Consider the following 13,924-nt stretch of genomic DNA (forward strand, 5'->3'; position numbering starts at 1 on the left):
GGAGGACGACGGGCGGGGGAAGGTGTGTGAGCCTCCCCCGCCCGCCGTCGGCAGAGGTGGCCGCCCTACGTCGAGGGCAGCTCCTTGAGCTGGATGTCGCGGAAGGACACCTGGTCGTCGGCTCCGTGGTTCTGGAGGCCGATGTAGCCGTCCTTCAGGCTGCGTACCGGATCGGTGTTGGTGAAGTCGTTGATCTTCACCCCGTTGAGGAAGACCTGGAGACGTTCGCCCTGGACCCGGATCTCGTAGCTGTTCCACTGGCCCGGCGGGCGCAGCACCTGGTCGCGGGCCTTGATGTTGGCCGACTTGAAGGTGTAGACGGCGCCGGTGGTGCGGTCGGCGGCGTCCGTGGCGTCGATCTGGATCTCGTAGCCCTTGTTCACCGCCGACCAGGGGTCGTCGGACTCCGGGAAGCCGACGAAGATGCCGGAGTTGTCGTCGCCCGCCATCTTCCAGTCCAGCTTCAGGGAGTACGACTTCAGCTCCTTGGCCTGGTAGGTCAGCAGGCCCATGCCCCCTTCGGAGCGAAGTTCACCGTCGGTGACGCGGAACGTGCCGGGGCCCGCCTGCTTCCAGCCTTCGAGCGTCTTGCCGTTGAAGAGGGAGCGGTAGCCGGTGTCGGGCTTGCAGTCGGCCTTGACCTGACCGGTGGCGTAGCGCAGTCCGCCCAGCAGGTGCCGGCGGAAGGCCGGTTCGGCGTAGGACTCCTTGGTGTGGCCGAGCCCGGTGTAGAAGGAGCGCCCGCCCTGGTAGGTCTGGCACCAGGAGATCGGGTGATCGCCCTTCATCGTGCCGCCGGTGTAGGTGGTCTCGTCCAGGGTGGCCAGCACATTGGCCTTGTCCCGGGGGTTGGTGCGGTAGTTGTACCACTCGTCGGTACGGTCCCAGGCCTCGTCCAGATGGGCGGTGGCGGGGTGGTCGTGGTCCTCGGCCCGGACGGTGGCGGGCTGGATCTGGGGGTGGGAGGAGAAGTAGGCGCCGACCAGTCCGCCGTAGAACTCCCAGTCGTACTCGGTGTCGGCTGCGGCGTGCACGCCCATGTAGCCGCCTCCGGTGGCCACGTAGTTCTCGAACGCCTTCTGCTGTTCGGCGTTGAGGACGTCACCGGTGGTGGAGAGGAAGACGACGGAGTCGTAGCGCGCCAGGTTGGCGGTGGTGAACTGGCCGGCCGCCTCGGTGGAGTCGACGGTGATGTTGCTGTCCTTGCCCAGTTCCTTCAGGGCGGTGATGCCGGCCGGGATCGAGTCGTGGCGGAAGCCGCCGGTCTTGGAGAAGACAAGGACGCGCTTGGCGGTCCTGTCCACGGCGCTGCTGGAGAGCTCGAAGTCGTCGACGTCGTAGAGCGCTCCGGCGCCGCCCTTGAAGACCAGGAAGAGTTCGGTGGCCTTCTTCGGTGCCCCGCGCAGGGGTACGTCGATGTCCTGGAAGGTGTCCCAGCCGCCGGTCACCGGTACCGGTGCGGAGCCCAGGATCTTGCCGGTCGCCGATCCGGCCCGGACCTCCAGGAAGCCGCCCGCGCCGTCGGAGGAGACGCGTGCGGTGAGCTTGGTGGTGCCGGCCAGGATGTACGGCTTGAACGAGATCCAGTCGTCGTTGTGGATGTCGCCGACCGTCTTGCCGCCCCGGGCGCTCGCCTTGTCGTACGTCTTGACGCCCGACGAGGCGCCGAAGTGCTCGGCCTGACGGTGCTTGGGCTGGAGCTGCGCCTGGTCACGGCCGGTCAGAGCGGCCTGGCCGCCGCCTCCGCCGTCGGTGTAGGAGGCCGAGATGCCGCCGTAGATATTGGCGTTGGGGTCGTGGCCGCCCTCCATCGCCGTCTTGATGGTGCCTTCGCAGCCGTGCTCGGTGGTGATGTCGTGGCCGTGGCTGTCGTGGCCGAGCGTGAACTTGACCTCGACCTTGGTGCAGTCGATGGCCCCGTCCTCGGGATCGGTGACGTTCACCTTGAACGGCACCTCGTCACCGAACTCGAACTGCTGGCCGTCCGAGGGGAACACCATGTCCACGGTCGGCGCGGTGTTGCCGACCGTCACATGGACGCTGGCCGAACCGGTGCGGCCCGAGGGGTCCTTCGCGGTGAGGGTGGCGGTGTACGTACCGTTCTTCTTGTACGTGTACGAGGGGTCGGCCGCCGTGGACTTCCCGCCGTCGCCGAAGTCCCAGGCGTAGGTGAGGGCGTCGCCGTCGCCGTCGGCGGTGCCCGCCGAGGAGAACTTCGCCTTCAGCGGGGCGGTGCCCGAGGTCCTGTTCACCGAGGCCTCGGCGATGGGCGAGCGGCCTCCGGTGGCGTTCTCGATGCGGTAGAGCGCGGAGTTCTCGTCACCGCCGAACCAGGCGAGTCCGTAGTCGAGGACGTACAGCGCGCCGTCCGGACCGAAGGCCATGTCCATGACCTGCGTGCCGCTCCACGGGATGTCGTTGACCGACTGGACCGCGCCCTCGCCGTCCTGCTCGATGCGCTTGATCCACTTGCGGCCGAACTCTCCGGCGAAGAAGTCGCCGTCGTAGGCCTCGGGGAACTTCACCGGCGAGTCGAGGGCCGCGTCGTAGCGGTAGACGGGGCCGCCCATGGGCGACTCCGAGCCGGAGCCGAACTCGGGGACCGAGCCGCCGTCGTACGGGATCCAGGCGGCCTGGGCCGGGGGAAGGTCGACGAGACCGGTGTTGTGCGCCGACTCGTTCTTCGGGGCGGCGCAGTCGAAGGCCGCGCCCGAGGTCTTCGTCGCGAAGTCGTAGTCGATGTACGGCTTGTTGTCGCCGACGCAGTAGGGCCAGCCGAAGTTCCCGGCCTTCGTCACCCGGGCGAACTCGACCTGTCCGGAGGGTCCGCGCCCGGGGTCGGCGGCACCCGCGTCGGGGCCGTAGTCACCGACGTACACGATGCCGGTGGGCTTGTCGACGGTGAAGCGGAACGGGTTGCGGAAGCCCATCGCGTAGATCTCCGGGCGGGTCTTCGCGGTGCCCGGGGCGAACAGGTTGCCCTCGGGGACGGTGTACGTCCCGTCGTCGGCGACCTTGATGCGCAGGATCTTGCCCCGCAGGTCATTGGTGTTGCCCGAGGTGCGGCGCGCGTCGAACGCCGGGTTGCGGTCGGGACGGTCGTCGATCGGCGTGAAGCCGTCGGAGGCGAAGGGGTTGGAGTCGTCACCCGTCGACAGGTACAGGTTGCCCTGCGCGTCGAAGTCGATGTCGCCGCCCACGTGGCAGCACATGCCGCGCGAGGTGGGTACGTCCAGGACCTTCTTCTCGCTGGCCGTGTCCAGGGTGCCGTCCGCCTTCAGGACGAACCGGGAGAGCCGGTTCACCCCGTCGAACCGGGCGAAGTCCGCGGCGGTCCCGTTCTCCGGGGCGTCGCCGGCGGGGGTGTTCATCGGGGGTGCGTAGAAGAGGTAGATGGCCCGGTTCTCGGCGAAGTCCGGGTCGACACCGACGCCCTGGAGCCCTTCCTCGTCGTGCGAGTACACGGGGAGGGTGCCGGATATCCGGGTGTTGCCCGCGCTGTCGGTGATCCGCAGCTCGCCGCTGCGCGAGGTGTGCAGCACGCTGCGGTCCGGCAGGACCGCGAGCGACATGGGCTCGCCGGTCTCGGCGGCGCCCTTGGCGAGGGTGACCTGCTGGAAGTCCTCCGCCGCGGCGTCCGGTGCGGCCTGCGCGCCGGGGTCGGCGGTGGCTCCTGGCGCGGACCCCAGGGTCAGGGTCGCGGCGGCGAGGAGTCCGCCGGTGAACAGGGCGAGGGTTTTGTGTACGCGGAGCCGCTTTCTGGTTCGGTGCACGAATGTCCTCCGGAGAGTGCCGGTTGTACGGGCGGGTGGTGCCATGCCGTGCCGCGCGGGGACTGCCGCGCGCTCGTCATCCGGAATCCGGCGGGACTCCGGTGACGCGAGTCATGTGGTGTACACGTGGGGGACGGTAGACCTGTTCTTCCCGGACGGAAAGCCCTTGTGCGGGAGTGAAGTCGGGCTTCTTCCCGCGACAGGACAAAGCCCGTTCAGGGCAGCCCGGACCGACCCGGTGGCGGGCGTGCCGCCGGGTTGTACGGGGCAGGTCCCCCGAGTGCTCCGCCCCGCGGCCAGCTGGTCACCGGCCGGGTGGAGCCCTCGGGGACGGGTCAGCCGTTGCCGCCGAAGGCCGCGTCGAAGGAGGCCGAGGGCGGGTCGAAGTCGAACCGCTTCAGTGCGGCGAGCGCTTCCGGGGCGCCGGTCAGCCGGTCCATGCCGGCGTCCTCCCACTCGACGGAGACCGGCCCGTCGTAGCCGATGGAGCGGAGCATCCGGAAGACGTCCTCCCACGGCACGTCGCCGTGCCCGGCCGAGACGAAGTCCCAGCCGCGCCGGGGATCGCCCCAGGGCAGGTGCGATCCGAGGCGCCCGTTGCGCCCGTCGAGGCGCTTGCGGGCCTCCTTGCAGTCCACGTGGTAGATCCGGTCCCGGAAGTCGTACAGGAATCCGACCGGGTCGAGGTCCTGCCAGACGAAGTGGCTGGGGTCGAAGTTCAGGCCGAAGGCGGGCCGGTGGTCCACGGCCTGAAGGGCGCGGTGCGTGGTCCAGTAGTCGTACGCGATCTCGCTGGGGTGCACCTCGTGGGCGAAGCGCACGCCCTCCGCGTCGAAGACGTCGAGGATCGGGTTCCAGCGCTCCGCGAAGTCCTCGTACCCCCGCTCGATCATGTGCGGCGGGACGGGCGGGAACATCGCGACGAGGTGCCAGATCGAGGAACCGGTGAAGCCGACGACCGTCCGGACCCCGAACGCCGCCGCGGCGCGGGCGGTGTTCTTGATCTCCTCGGCGGCCCGGCGGCGTACGCCCTCGGGTTCGCCGTCGCCCCAGACGCGGGCGGGCACGATGGCCTGGTGCCGCTCGTCGATCGGACTGTCGCAGACCGCCTGTCCGACCAGGTGGTTGGAGACGGCGAAGCAGGAGAGCCCGTACGTGTCGAGCAGCTGGCGCCGCCCGTCCAGATAGCCGGGCTCGGACAGCGCCCGGTCGACCTCGAAGTGGTCTCCCCAGCAGGCGAGTTCGAGTCCGTCGTAACCGAAGTCCCGGGCGTACCGGCAGACCTCCTCCAGCGGGAGGTCTGCCCACTGACCGGTGAACAGGGTGAAGGGGCGGGGCATGCGCGGAACCTCCTAGAACGGGACCGGGGTGTGTACGGAGTTCTTCTGGGCGCTCTCCTCCACGGCCGCGAGCACCCGCTGCACCTGGAGTCCGTCGGCGAAGGAGGGCACGGGGGCCGACCCGTCCGCGATCGTGCGGACCACGTCACGGGCCTGGTGGACGAAGGTGTGCTCGTAGCCGAGGGCGTGGCCCGGCGGCCACCACGCCTCCAGATAGGGGTGCTGGGGTTCGGTGACGAGGATGCGCCGGAAGCCCGCCGTGACGGCCGGCTCCGTGTGGTCGTGGAAGGACAGTTCGTTGAGCCGCTCCAGATCGAAGGCGAGCGAGCCCAGTTCCCCGTTGATCTCCAGCCGCAGCGCGTTCTTGCGGCCCGCCGCCATCCGGGTCGCCTCGAAGGAGGCCAGTGCTCCGGAGGCGAGCCGGCCGGTGAACAGCGCGGCGTCGTCCACGGTCACCGCCCCGTGGCCGGAGGTGTCCGCGGCCGCGGAGAGTCCCGCCGGAGCGCCGGCCGGCAGAGGCCGCTCCCGTACGAAGGTCTCGGTGACGGCCGACACCCCGGTCAGCGGCTCCCCCGCCAGGTACTGGGCGAGGTCGACGATGTGCGCACCGAGGTCGCCCAGCGCGCCGGACCCGGCGTGCTCGCGCTTGAGCCGCCAGGTCAGCGGCGACCTCGGGTCCACCAGCCAGTCCTGGAGATAGGTGGCCCGCACGTGCCGCAGGGCACCGAGCCGGCCGTCCGCGATCAGCCGGCGCGCGTAGGAGATCGCGGGCACCTTGCGGTAGTTGAAGCCCACGATCGCCACCTGGCCGCGGGCCGCGGCGAGTTCCGCGGCGTGCGCCATCGCCTCCGCCTCCGCGACGGTGTTGGCGAGCGGCTTCTCGCACAGCACGTGCTTGCCGGCTTCGAGGGCGGCGATGGCGATCTCCGCGTGGCTGTCGCCGGGGGTGCAGATGTCGACCAGCTGCACATCGTCCCGGGCGATCAGTGCCCGCCAGTCGGTCTCCGCCGCGGCCCAGCCGTGCCGGGCCGCGGCGGCGTCGACCGCCGTACGGTCGCGCCCGCAGATCGCGGCGAGAGCCGGTCTCATCGGCAGGTCGAAGACGTGTCCCGCGGTGCGCCACCCCTGGGAGTGTGCGGCGCCCATGAACGCGTATCCGACCATGCCGACCCCGAGCGTCGGCGGCTGTTGCGGCGGCGCTGCGGCTTCCTGCTCCGTCTCTTCCCTACGGGCCATACGGACTTCCTCCTCGTCGGTCGTTCGGTGGCGGCGGTGGGGCCCGGTCAGCTGAAGCCCGTCGGCAGGTACTGGTCGACGTTGTCCTTGGTGACCACGGCCGAGTAGAGGGTCAGGGAGGTCGGGATCTCCATCTCGGCCAGCCCCCCGATGCCCTTGCCCTGGCCGAGCGCGCGCGCCAGGTCGATGGCGGAGGCGGCCATCGTCGGCGGATACAGCACGGTGGCCTTCAGCACGCTGTTCCCGGCCTTGATGGCGTCCATCGCCGACTTCGACCCGGCGCCCCCGACCATCAGGAACTCGTCGCGGCCCGCCTGCTCGATGGCGCGCAGCGCGCCGACGCCCTGGTCGTCGTCGTGGTTCCACAGCGCGTCGAACTGCTTCTGCGCCTGGAGCAGCTGGGCCATCTTGGCCTGGCCGGACTCGACGGTGAAGTCGGCGGCCTGACGGGCCACCAGCTCGATGTTGGAGTAGTTCTTCAGGGCGTCGGCGAAGCCCTGGCTGCGCTGCTTGGTGAGCTCCAGGTTGTCGATGCCCGCCAGCTCGACGACCTTGGCGTTCGGCTTGTCCTTGAGCTGCTCGCCGATGTAGTGACCGGCGTTGAGGCCCATGCCGTAGTTGTCGCCGCCGACCCAGCAGCGGTACGCCTGCGGGGAGGCGAAGATGCGGTCCAGGTTGACGACGGGGATGCCGGCCTTCATGGCTTCCAGGCCGACCTGGGTGAGGGCCTTGCCGTCGGCCGGGAGGATGACCAGGACGTCGACCTTCTTGTTGATGAGGGTCTTGACCTGGCCGATCTGGGCGGCGGTGTCGTTGGAGCCCTCGGTGATCTCCAGTGTCACCTCCGAGTACTTCTCCGCACGCGACTTGGCGTTCACATTGATCGCGTTGAGCCAGCCGTGGTCGGCCTGCGGACCGGCGTAGCCGATGGTGACGGGCTTGCCCGGCTTGTCGTCGGCGGCGGGCCGGCTGCCCGCAGCGGTTTCGCTCTTCTTCGGTTCATTGCTGGTGCAGGCGGTGAGGAGCGCTCCCGCGGACACGGCCGCGGTGCCGAACAGCAGTCCTCTGCGACTGGTTTCTGGCATGGCTGTCAAACCCTTCATCCGGTGCGTGGCATACGGAACAGCGGGGTGGCGAACTCTCGGGCCGGTCTCAGGTCCCTCCGCCGCGCAGGGTGCGGCGCTGGACCAGGACGGCGGCGACGATGATGGCGCCCTTGGCGATCTGCTGGACATCGCTCTGCAGGTTGTTGAGCGCGAAGATGTTGGTGATCGTGGTGAAGACGAGGACGCCGAGCACCGAGCCGACGATGGTGCCGCGGCCACCGCTGAGGAGGGTGCCGCCGATGATCGCGGCGGCGATGGCGTCGAGTTCGTAGAGGTTGCCGTTGGTGTTCTGACCCGATCCGGACAGGATGATCAGCATGAAGGCGGCGATGCCGCAGCACAGCCCGGAGAGCAGGTACAGGTAGAGGCGCTGGCGGCGTACGTCGATCCCGGCGAGCCGGGCCGCTTCCGCGTTGCCGCCGACCGCGACCGTACGGCGTCCGAAGGTGGTCCGGTTCATGACCAGCCAGCCGACGACGGTGACCGCGGCGAACATCAGGACCAGCGGCGGGATCCCGAGGAGGTAGGAGTCGGGCAGACCGAGGTCCAGGACCGAGGGGACCGTGACGATCTGGGTCTTGCCGTCGGTGATCTGGAGCGCGAGCCCGCGGGCGGAGGCGAGCATGGCCAGGGTCGCGATGAACGGGACCATTCCGCCGTACGCGATGAGCAGTCCGTTGACGAGTCCGGCGGCGAGCCCGACGATCACCGCGGTGAACAGGATGCCCGCGAAGCCGAACTCCTGGGTGGCGAGGGTCGTCGCCCAGACGGAGGCGAGGGCGACCATCGCGCCGACCGACAGGTCGATGCCGCCGCTGGTGATGACGAAGGTCATGCCGACGGTGACGACACCGATGACGGATGCCTGGGTGAGGATCAGCTGGAGGTTCCCGGTGTCCAGGAAGGCGTCGGGCTCCGTGAAGCCCCCGACGGCGACGAGGACGGCAAGGACTCCGAGCAGCGACAGACTGCGGACGTCGAGGCGCGGGCCGAGTCCGCGCGGGCCGTCGCCCGCCTTCGAGGGCGGAGCGGCGGAGGGGCCGCTGAGGGCTCCCCGGTCCGGCCCGTTGTGCTGCGCCGACGGTAGGGACTGTGTCATGGCGTCGGGCTCCCTTCCATCACGAGGTCGAGTACGCGGTGCTCATCGAGCTCCTCGGCGGCCGCCGTGTGTACGACGCGGCCCTCGCGGAGCACCAGCACCCGGTCGGCGAGGCCCAGCACTTCGGGCACTTCGCTGGAGACGAGCAGTACGGCGAGGCCGTCGTCGGCCAGCCGGCGGATCACGGCGTAGAGCTCGGCGCGGGCGCCGACGTCGACGCCCCGGGTGGGTTCGTCGAGCAGCAGGACCCGGCAGCCGCGCAGCAGCCAGCGGGCCAGGACGGCCTTCTGCTGATTGCCGCCGGACAGGGTACGGATGGGGGTGTCGGGGTTGTCGGGCCGCAGCGACAGCTCGCGGGTGGCCGTCCGGGCCGCCCGCCGTTCGGCGCCCCGGTCGATCCACCCGGCGCGGGCGAAGCGGGAGAGCGAGGAGACCGACACATTGCGGGTGACCGATTCGATCATCAGCAGGGCCTGGGCCTTGCGTTCCTCGGGGGCGAGCCCGATCCCGGCGGCGACGGCCGCGCGGACGCTGCCGGTCCTGAGCGGCCGGCCCGCCACGGTGACGCGTCCGGTGCTCGGCCTGCGCGCGCCGTAGATCGTCTCCAGGATCTCGGAGCGGCCGGAGCCGACGAGTCCGGCGAGCCCGACGATCTCGCCGGGCCGCAGCTCCAGGTCCACCGGGGCGAACTCGCCCTTCCTGGACAGCCCTTCGACCCTGAGCACGGGCTCGGCGCGGGCCGCCGCCGCTTCCCCGGCGCCCCGGTCCTGGACCGGGGCGGTGCCCCCGGAACGCCGGGGGAAGACGTACTCGACATCGCGGCCGGTCATCATGGCAACGATGTCGCGTGTCGGTGTGGACTCGGCGGGCAGCCCGACGGCGACGGCCCGCCCGTCCTTGAGCACGGTCACCCGGTCCCCGATCCGGCGGATCTCCTCCAGCCGGTGGGAGATGTAGACGACGGCGACACCGTCCGCGGTGAGGTCGGCGACGATACGGAAGAGGTTGTCGACCTCGTCGGGGTCCAGCGCGGCGGAAGGCTCGTCCATCACGATCAGCCGTACGTCGTGGGAGAGCGCACGTGCCATGGAGACGATCTGCCGGTGGGCGGCGGAGAGTTCACCGACCTCGCGGGCGGGGTCGATCTCCGGGTGGCCCAGTCGTTTCAGCAGTGCGGCAGCCGCCGTGCGGCCCTCGCGGGTGCGGACGATGAACCCCGCCGTGGTGGGTTCATGGCCGAGGAACACGTTCTCGGCGACCGAGAGCCCCTCGACCAGGTCGAGTTCCTGGTAGATGGTGGCGATGCCCAGGCGCATCGCGGCGATCGGCGACTTGAGCGAGACGGGCGCGCCGTGCCAGGTGATCTCGCCGCCGTCGGGCTGATGGGCTCCGGCCAGCACCTTGATGAGCGTGGACTTGCCGGCGCCGTTCTGGCCGAGGAGGCAGTGGACCTCGCCGGCCAGGACCTCCAGGTCGACGCCGTCGAGGGCGCGCACGCCGGGAAACGACTTGGTGATGCCGGACATGGTGAGCAGGGGTGGTTCTGAGGCCATGGCAAATCCCCTCGGCGGGTGCGGCCGGTGAGCGGACAGGGCGCAGGGCTGGTGGTGCCGTACTGCCGGCGGCACCACGAACGGCTGCTGACGAAGGCGCGGAAGAGACGGGGTTCAGGCCGGTGAGAACAGATGGTCGCTGATGAGCCGGGCCGCGCCGATCACTCCGGCGGCGGGTCCCAGTTCGCCGAGCACGATGGGGAGATTTCCGGTGGCCAGCGGCAGGGACTGCCGGTAGACCTGGGTCCGGACGCTGGCGAGGAGGTTGTGACCGAGGCCGGTGACCCCGCCGCCGATCACCACCAGACCGGGGTTGAAGAAGCTGACGAGTCCGGCGATGACCTGGCCGACCCGGTTGCCGCCCTCGCGGATCAGGTCGAGCGCGGCCCCGTCCCCGGCCGCCGCGGCGGCGGCGACGTCGACGGCGGTGAGCCTCCCGGTCTCCGCCAGCCGGGCGGCCAGCTCCGGGGACCGTCCGGCACGCGCGGCGTCCTCGGCGTCGCGGGCGAGCGCGGCCCCGCTGAAGTGCGCCTCCAGACAGCCCCGGTTGCCGCAGGCGCAGGCGCGGCCCTCCGGTTCCACCTGGATGTGCCCTATGTCGCCGGCGCTGCCCGTCGTACCGCGGTAGACCTCACCGCCGACGACGATGCCGCAGCCGATGCCCGTACCGATCTTGACGCAGAGGAAGTCGCCCACGGAGCGTGCGACGCCCGCGTGCTGCTCCCCCATCGCCATGAGGTTCACGTCGTTGTCGACCATGACGGGGCAGCCCAGCTCCTGGCTGAGTGCCTCGCGGACCGGGAAGCCGTCCCAGCCGGGCATGATCGGCGGCGCGACCGGCACGCCCTCGGGAAAGCGGACGGGCCCCGGTACGCCGATGCCCGCGCCGTCGAAACCCTCGGCGAGTCCGGAGGCCCGGAGCTTGGCCGCGAGAGCCAGCACCTGTTCGAAGATGGCGACGGGGCCTTCCCGTACGTCCATGGGGTGGTTGAGGTGTCCCAGCACCTCCAACTCGGCGTTGGTGACGGCCACGTCGATGGAGGTGGCGCCGATGTCGACGCCGAGGAACCGCAGCGCCGGCGCCAGCCGGATGTTGTGGGAGCGGCGTCCGCCGCGGGACGCGGCGAGTCCGTCGGCCACCACGAGTCCGGTCTCCAGCAGCCGGTCGACCTCGACGGCGAGCTTGGAGCGCGAGAGATCGACCTGATCCCCCAGCTGTGCGCGCGAGTTGGGCCCGCCGTCCCGCAACAGCCTGAGCAGCCGGGCCTGATGGGTGTTCGCGGGTCGTGCCGTCATGCGTCTCACTCGTCCCTCCCCGCCACATCGGCCAGTCCGTCGGGCTTTCGATGGGGAACGTAGCAGCGCTTTCCCGGAGTGGGAAGAAGTTGAGCAGGAATCCACTCCAACTTTCTCCACACCCAGGACAAAGATGCCGTCGGCGCGCGGCCGGGAGGGCGCCGGTGGGCGCCGGGCGTCGCCGGCGGGCGCGGACTCGGTGGGCGCGGTGGGCGGTGGGCGCGGTGGGCGCGGTGGGCGCGGTGGGCGCCGGGCGTGACAGAAGGGCCGGGGCGCTCGGCCCCGGCCCCTCTCCTCAGCGTGCGCCGGTCAGTTGCTTTCGCGCTGGTGGTAGGTCCGGCGGGTGTGTTCCGTGTGCGAGCGCATGATCTCCGTGGCCCGCCGCTCGTCCCGCGACGAGATCGCCGCGATCAGCGCACGGTGCTCGATCCAGGACTGGGTTCCGCGCTGCCGGGCCACCGGCGTGTAGTACCAGCGGACCCGGCGGTCGACCTGCCCGGCCAGCTCCGCCAGTACCACGTTCCCTGCCAGCTCCATGACCTTGGCGTGGAAGGCCGCGTTGGTCGCGACGGCGAGGTCGACGTCGTCGTCGGCGACGGCCTGCTCACCCTTGGCGCAGAGCTCTTCGAGAGCGGCGATGCCCGTCGTGCCGGAGTTCGCGGCGGCCAGCCGGGCGGCCTCCGCCTCCAGCAGCGTACGGACCGAGAGCAGTTGGTCGGCCTCTTCCTCGGTGGGTTCGTGCACAAAGGCACCCTGCGCGGGGCGCAGGTCGACCCACCCCTCGGTGTTCAGCCGCTGGAGCGCCTCGCGCACCGGCTGCCGGGACACACCGAGATGTCCGGCCAGTTCGCTCTCGACCAGGTGCTGACCCGGCCTGAGCGCGCGTGTGGTGATCAGTTCGAGGAGCGCCTCATAGACACGCTCGCGCAGCGGACCGGGCCGTTCCAGCTTCGGCACAGCCCCGTGCGGCAGTCCTGTGGACAACATCGCGGTCCCCCTCCGGGCGACGAGCAATTGCTTATCGTCTACAGTCTACCGAGCACAATGCCCGTCAGGGACAGCGGATCACCTGACCCGCGTACGAAAGATTCCCGCCAAACCCGAAGAGCAGCACCGGAGCGCCGCTCTCGACCTCGCCCCGCTCCACCAGTTTGGACAGGGCCATCGGGATCGAAGCGGCGGACGTATTGCCGGAATCCACCACATCCCGGGCGATGACCGCGTTGACCGCGCCGATCTTCCTGGCGACGGGTTCGATGATCCGCAGATTGGCCTGATGCAATACCACCGCGGCCAGGTCCTCGGGGGCGATTCCTGCCTTTTCGCACACCTTGCGGGCGATCGGCGGCAGCTGCGTGGTGGCCCAGCGGTAGACGGACTGGCCCTCCTGCGCGAAACGCGGCGGGGTCCCCTCGATCCGTACCGCGTTGCCCATCTCCGGCACCGAGCCCCAGAGCACCGGACCGATCCCCGCGACCGCGCCCTGCGGGGCGGACGGATCGGCGGTGACGACCGCGGCGCCCGCGCCGTCCCCGAGCAGCACACACGTGGTGCGGTCGGTCCAGTCCGCGATGTCCGCCATCTTGTCGGCGCCGATGACCAGGGCCCGCGCCGCCGCACCGGCCCGGATCGCGTGGTCGGCGGTGGCCAGGGCGTGGGTGAAGCCGGAGCAGACCACATTGATGTCCATCACCGCGGGCGAGCCCATGCCGAGGCGGGCCGCGACCCGGGCGGACATGCTCGGGGAGCGGTCGATGGCGGTGGAGGTGGCGACGAGGACCAGATCGATGTCGGCGGGCTGCAGGCCGGCCGCCGCCAGCGCCTTCGCTCCCGCGTGCGCGGCCATCTCGTCCACCGGCTCGTCGGGGCCGCCCACATGACGGGTCCTGATGCCGACCCGGCTGGTGATCCACTCGTCACTGGTGTCGACCATGGCTGCCAGATCGTCGTTCGTGAGCACCTTGGCGGGCTGATAGTGGCCGAGCGCCACGATACGTGAGCCGGTCATTACTGGTTCCCCTCGCTACATATGGCAGGAACCATCCAGTCTTGGTCGCTACCGCCCGGTACAGAGGCACGTGATCCCACAGGAATATCGGCCGCGCGTTGGAGCCTTGACGACAGCCTCGACCCACTGGAAGGAATATCGTAGACAGCATTCTGTCGACGTGACACCCTCGCGTGGCCCTCCCGCCGGACGGAGAGCCGTGGGAGTCGCAGCCATCAGCGCTGGTGGGACCGGTGGAACCGCCGGTTCCGGGTCACACCGCGGCCCCGGTCGCGACGGGAGCGCGGTAGCGAGCGCGGACGAGGCCCGCGCGGTATCCGCCGGGCGCAAGGATTCCTGGAGCAACCTTCCGGGGAATCCTTTGTCCGGTCCGGCCAGTGCACCGCCCAGGTCGCGGGAACCCCTGACGAAACGTCACAGACCGGTACGGCGACCGCCCCGGGCCCCGCGGCGCGGGCCCCTCCGGTGTCGGATGCGGGCGCTCCGCGCGCGTGCAGGACAATGGGATCGCCG

At 70.5% G+C, this 13,924-nt stretch carries 9 protein-coding genes; all 9 read right to left on the reverse strand.

Features of this window, described 5'->3' with window-relative positions:
* Positions 1-65: 65 nt before the first annotated feature.
* The 9 genes from ABT170_RS15635 to ABT170_RS15675 all read right to left on the reverse strand — a co-directional run bounded on the left by ABT170_RS15635 (position 66) and on the right by ABT170_RS15675 (position 13,411).
* On the reverse strand, positions 66-3,773 hold the full coding sequence (locus tag ABT170_RS15635; protein WP_351867689.1) for a ThuA domain-containing protein: 3,708 nt from the start codon (positions 3,771-3,773) through the stop codon (positions 66-68).
* Between the two features lie 335 nt (positions 3,774-4,108).
* Positions 4,109-5,113, reverse strand: a complete 1,005-nt coding sequence (locus ABT170_RS15640) for a sugar phosphate isomerase/epimerase family protein (RefSeq protein ID WP_329946654.1) — start codon at positions 5,111-5,113, stop codon at positions 4,109-4,111.
* 12 nt (positions 5,114-5,125) lie between these two features.
* On the reverse strand, positions 5,126-6,349 hold the full coding sequence (locus ABT170_RS15645; RefSeq protein ID WP_351867692.1) for a Gfo/Idh/MocA family protein: 1,224 nt from the start codon (positions 6,347-6,349) through the stop codon (positions 5,126-5,128).
* A 47-nt stretch (positions 6,350-6,396) separates the two neighbouring features.
* Positions 6,397-7,434 carry a substrate-binding domain-containing protein gene (locus tag ABT170_RS15650; protein ID WP_351867694.1) on the reverse strand — a complete coding sequence of 346 codons (1,038 nt, stop codon included), beginning with the start codon at positions 7,432-7,434 and terminating at the stop codon, positions 6,397-6,399.
* A 67-nt stretch (positions 7,435-7,501) separates the two neighbouring features.
* Complete coding sequence (locus tag ABT170_RS15655; RefSeq protein WP_351867697.1) at positions 7,502-8,554, reverse strand: ABC transporter permease; 1,053 nt, start codon at positions 8,552-8,554, stop codon at positions 7,502-7,504.
* Entirely contained in the window at positions 8,551-10,107 is a 1,557-nt protein-coding gene (locus tag ABT170_RS15660; RefSeq protein WP_351867700.1) for a sugar ABC transporter ATP-binding protein, read from the reverse strand. Before ABT170_RS15660 ends, ABT170_RS15655 begins: the two co-directional genes overlap by 4 nt.
* A gap of 114 nt (positions 10,108-10,221) precedes the next feature.
* A complete protein-coding gene (locus tag ABT170_RS15665) occupies positions 10,222-11,403 on the reverse strand; it encodes an ROK family transcriptional regulator (protein ID WP_329946649.1) in 1,182 nt (393 codons plus the stop codon).
* A 309-nt stretch (positions 11,404-11,712) separates the two neighbouring features.
* Positions 11,713-12,390 (reverse strand): GntR family transcriptional regulator, encoded by a 678-nt coding sequence (locus ABT170_RS15670; protein ID WP_329946648.1) that lies wholly within the window; start codon positions 12,388-12,390, stop codon positions 11,713-11,715.
* A gap of 64 nt (positions 12,391-12,454) precedes the next feature.
* The gene (locus tag ABT170_RS15675; RefSeq protein WP_329946647.1) at positions 12,455-13,411 is read right to left on the reverse strand and encodes a beta-ketoacyl-ACP synthase III; all 957 of its coding nucleotides are present in this window, start codon (positions 13,409-13,411) and stop codon (positions 12,455-12,457) included.
* Positions 13,412-13,924 lie beyond the last annotated feature (513 nt).

This window comes from Streptomyces sp. NPDC001787 (assembly GCF_040297465.1).
Lineage (GTDB): Bacteria > Actinomycetota > Actinomycetes > Streptomycetales > Streptomycetaceae > Streptomyces.

Excerpts from the sequence above, each read along its gene's own strand:
- ABT170_RS15640 (WP_329946654.1), bottom strand. The coding sequence starts at position 5,113 with ATGCCCCGCCCCTTCACCCTGTTCACCGGTCAGTGGGCAGACCTCCCG.
- ABT170_RS15645 (WP_351867692.1), bottom strand. The coding sequence starts at position 6,349 with ATGGCCCGTAGGGAAGAGACGGAGCAGGAAGCCGCAGCGCCGCCGCAA.
- ABT170_RS15650 (WP_351867694.1), bottom strand. The coding sequence starts at position 7,434 with ATGCCAGAAACCAGTCGCAGAGGACTGCTGTTCGGCACCGCGGCCGTG.
- ABT170_RS15655 (WP_351867697.1), bottom strand. The coding sequence starts at position 8,554 with ATGACACAGTCCCTACCGTCGGCGCAGCACAACGGGCCGGACCGGGGA.
- ABT170_RS15660 (WP_351867700.1), bottom strand. The coding sequence starts at position 10,107 with ATGGCCTCAGAACCACCCCTGCTCACCATGTCCGGCATCACCAAGTCG.
- ABT170_RS15665 (WP_329946649.1), bottom strand. The coding sequence starts at position 11,403 with ATGACGGCACGACCCGCGAACACCCATCAGGCCCGGCTGCTCAGGCTG.
- ABT170_RS15670 (WP_329946648.1), bottom strand. The coding sequence starts at position 12,390 with ATGTTGTCCACAGGACTGCCGCACGGGGCTGTGCCGAAGCTGGAACGG.
- ABT170_RS15675 (WP_329946647.1), bottom strand. The coding sequence starts at position 13,411 with ATGACCGGCTCACGTATCGTGGCGCTCGGCCACTATCAGCCCGCCAAG.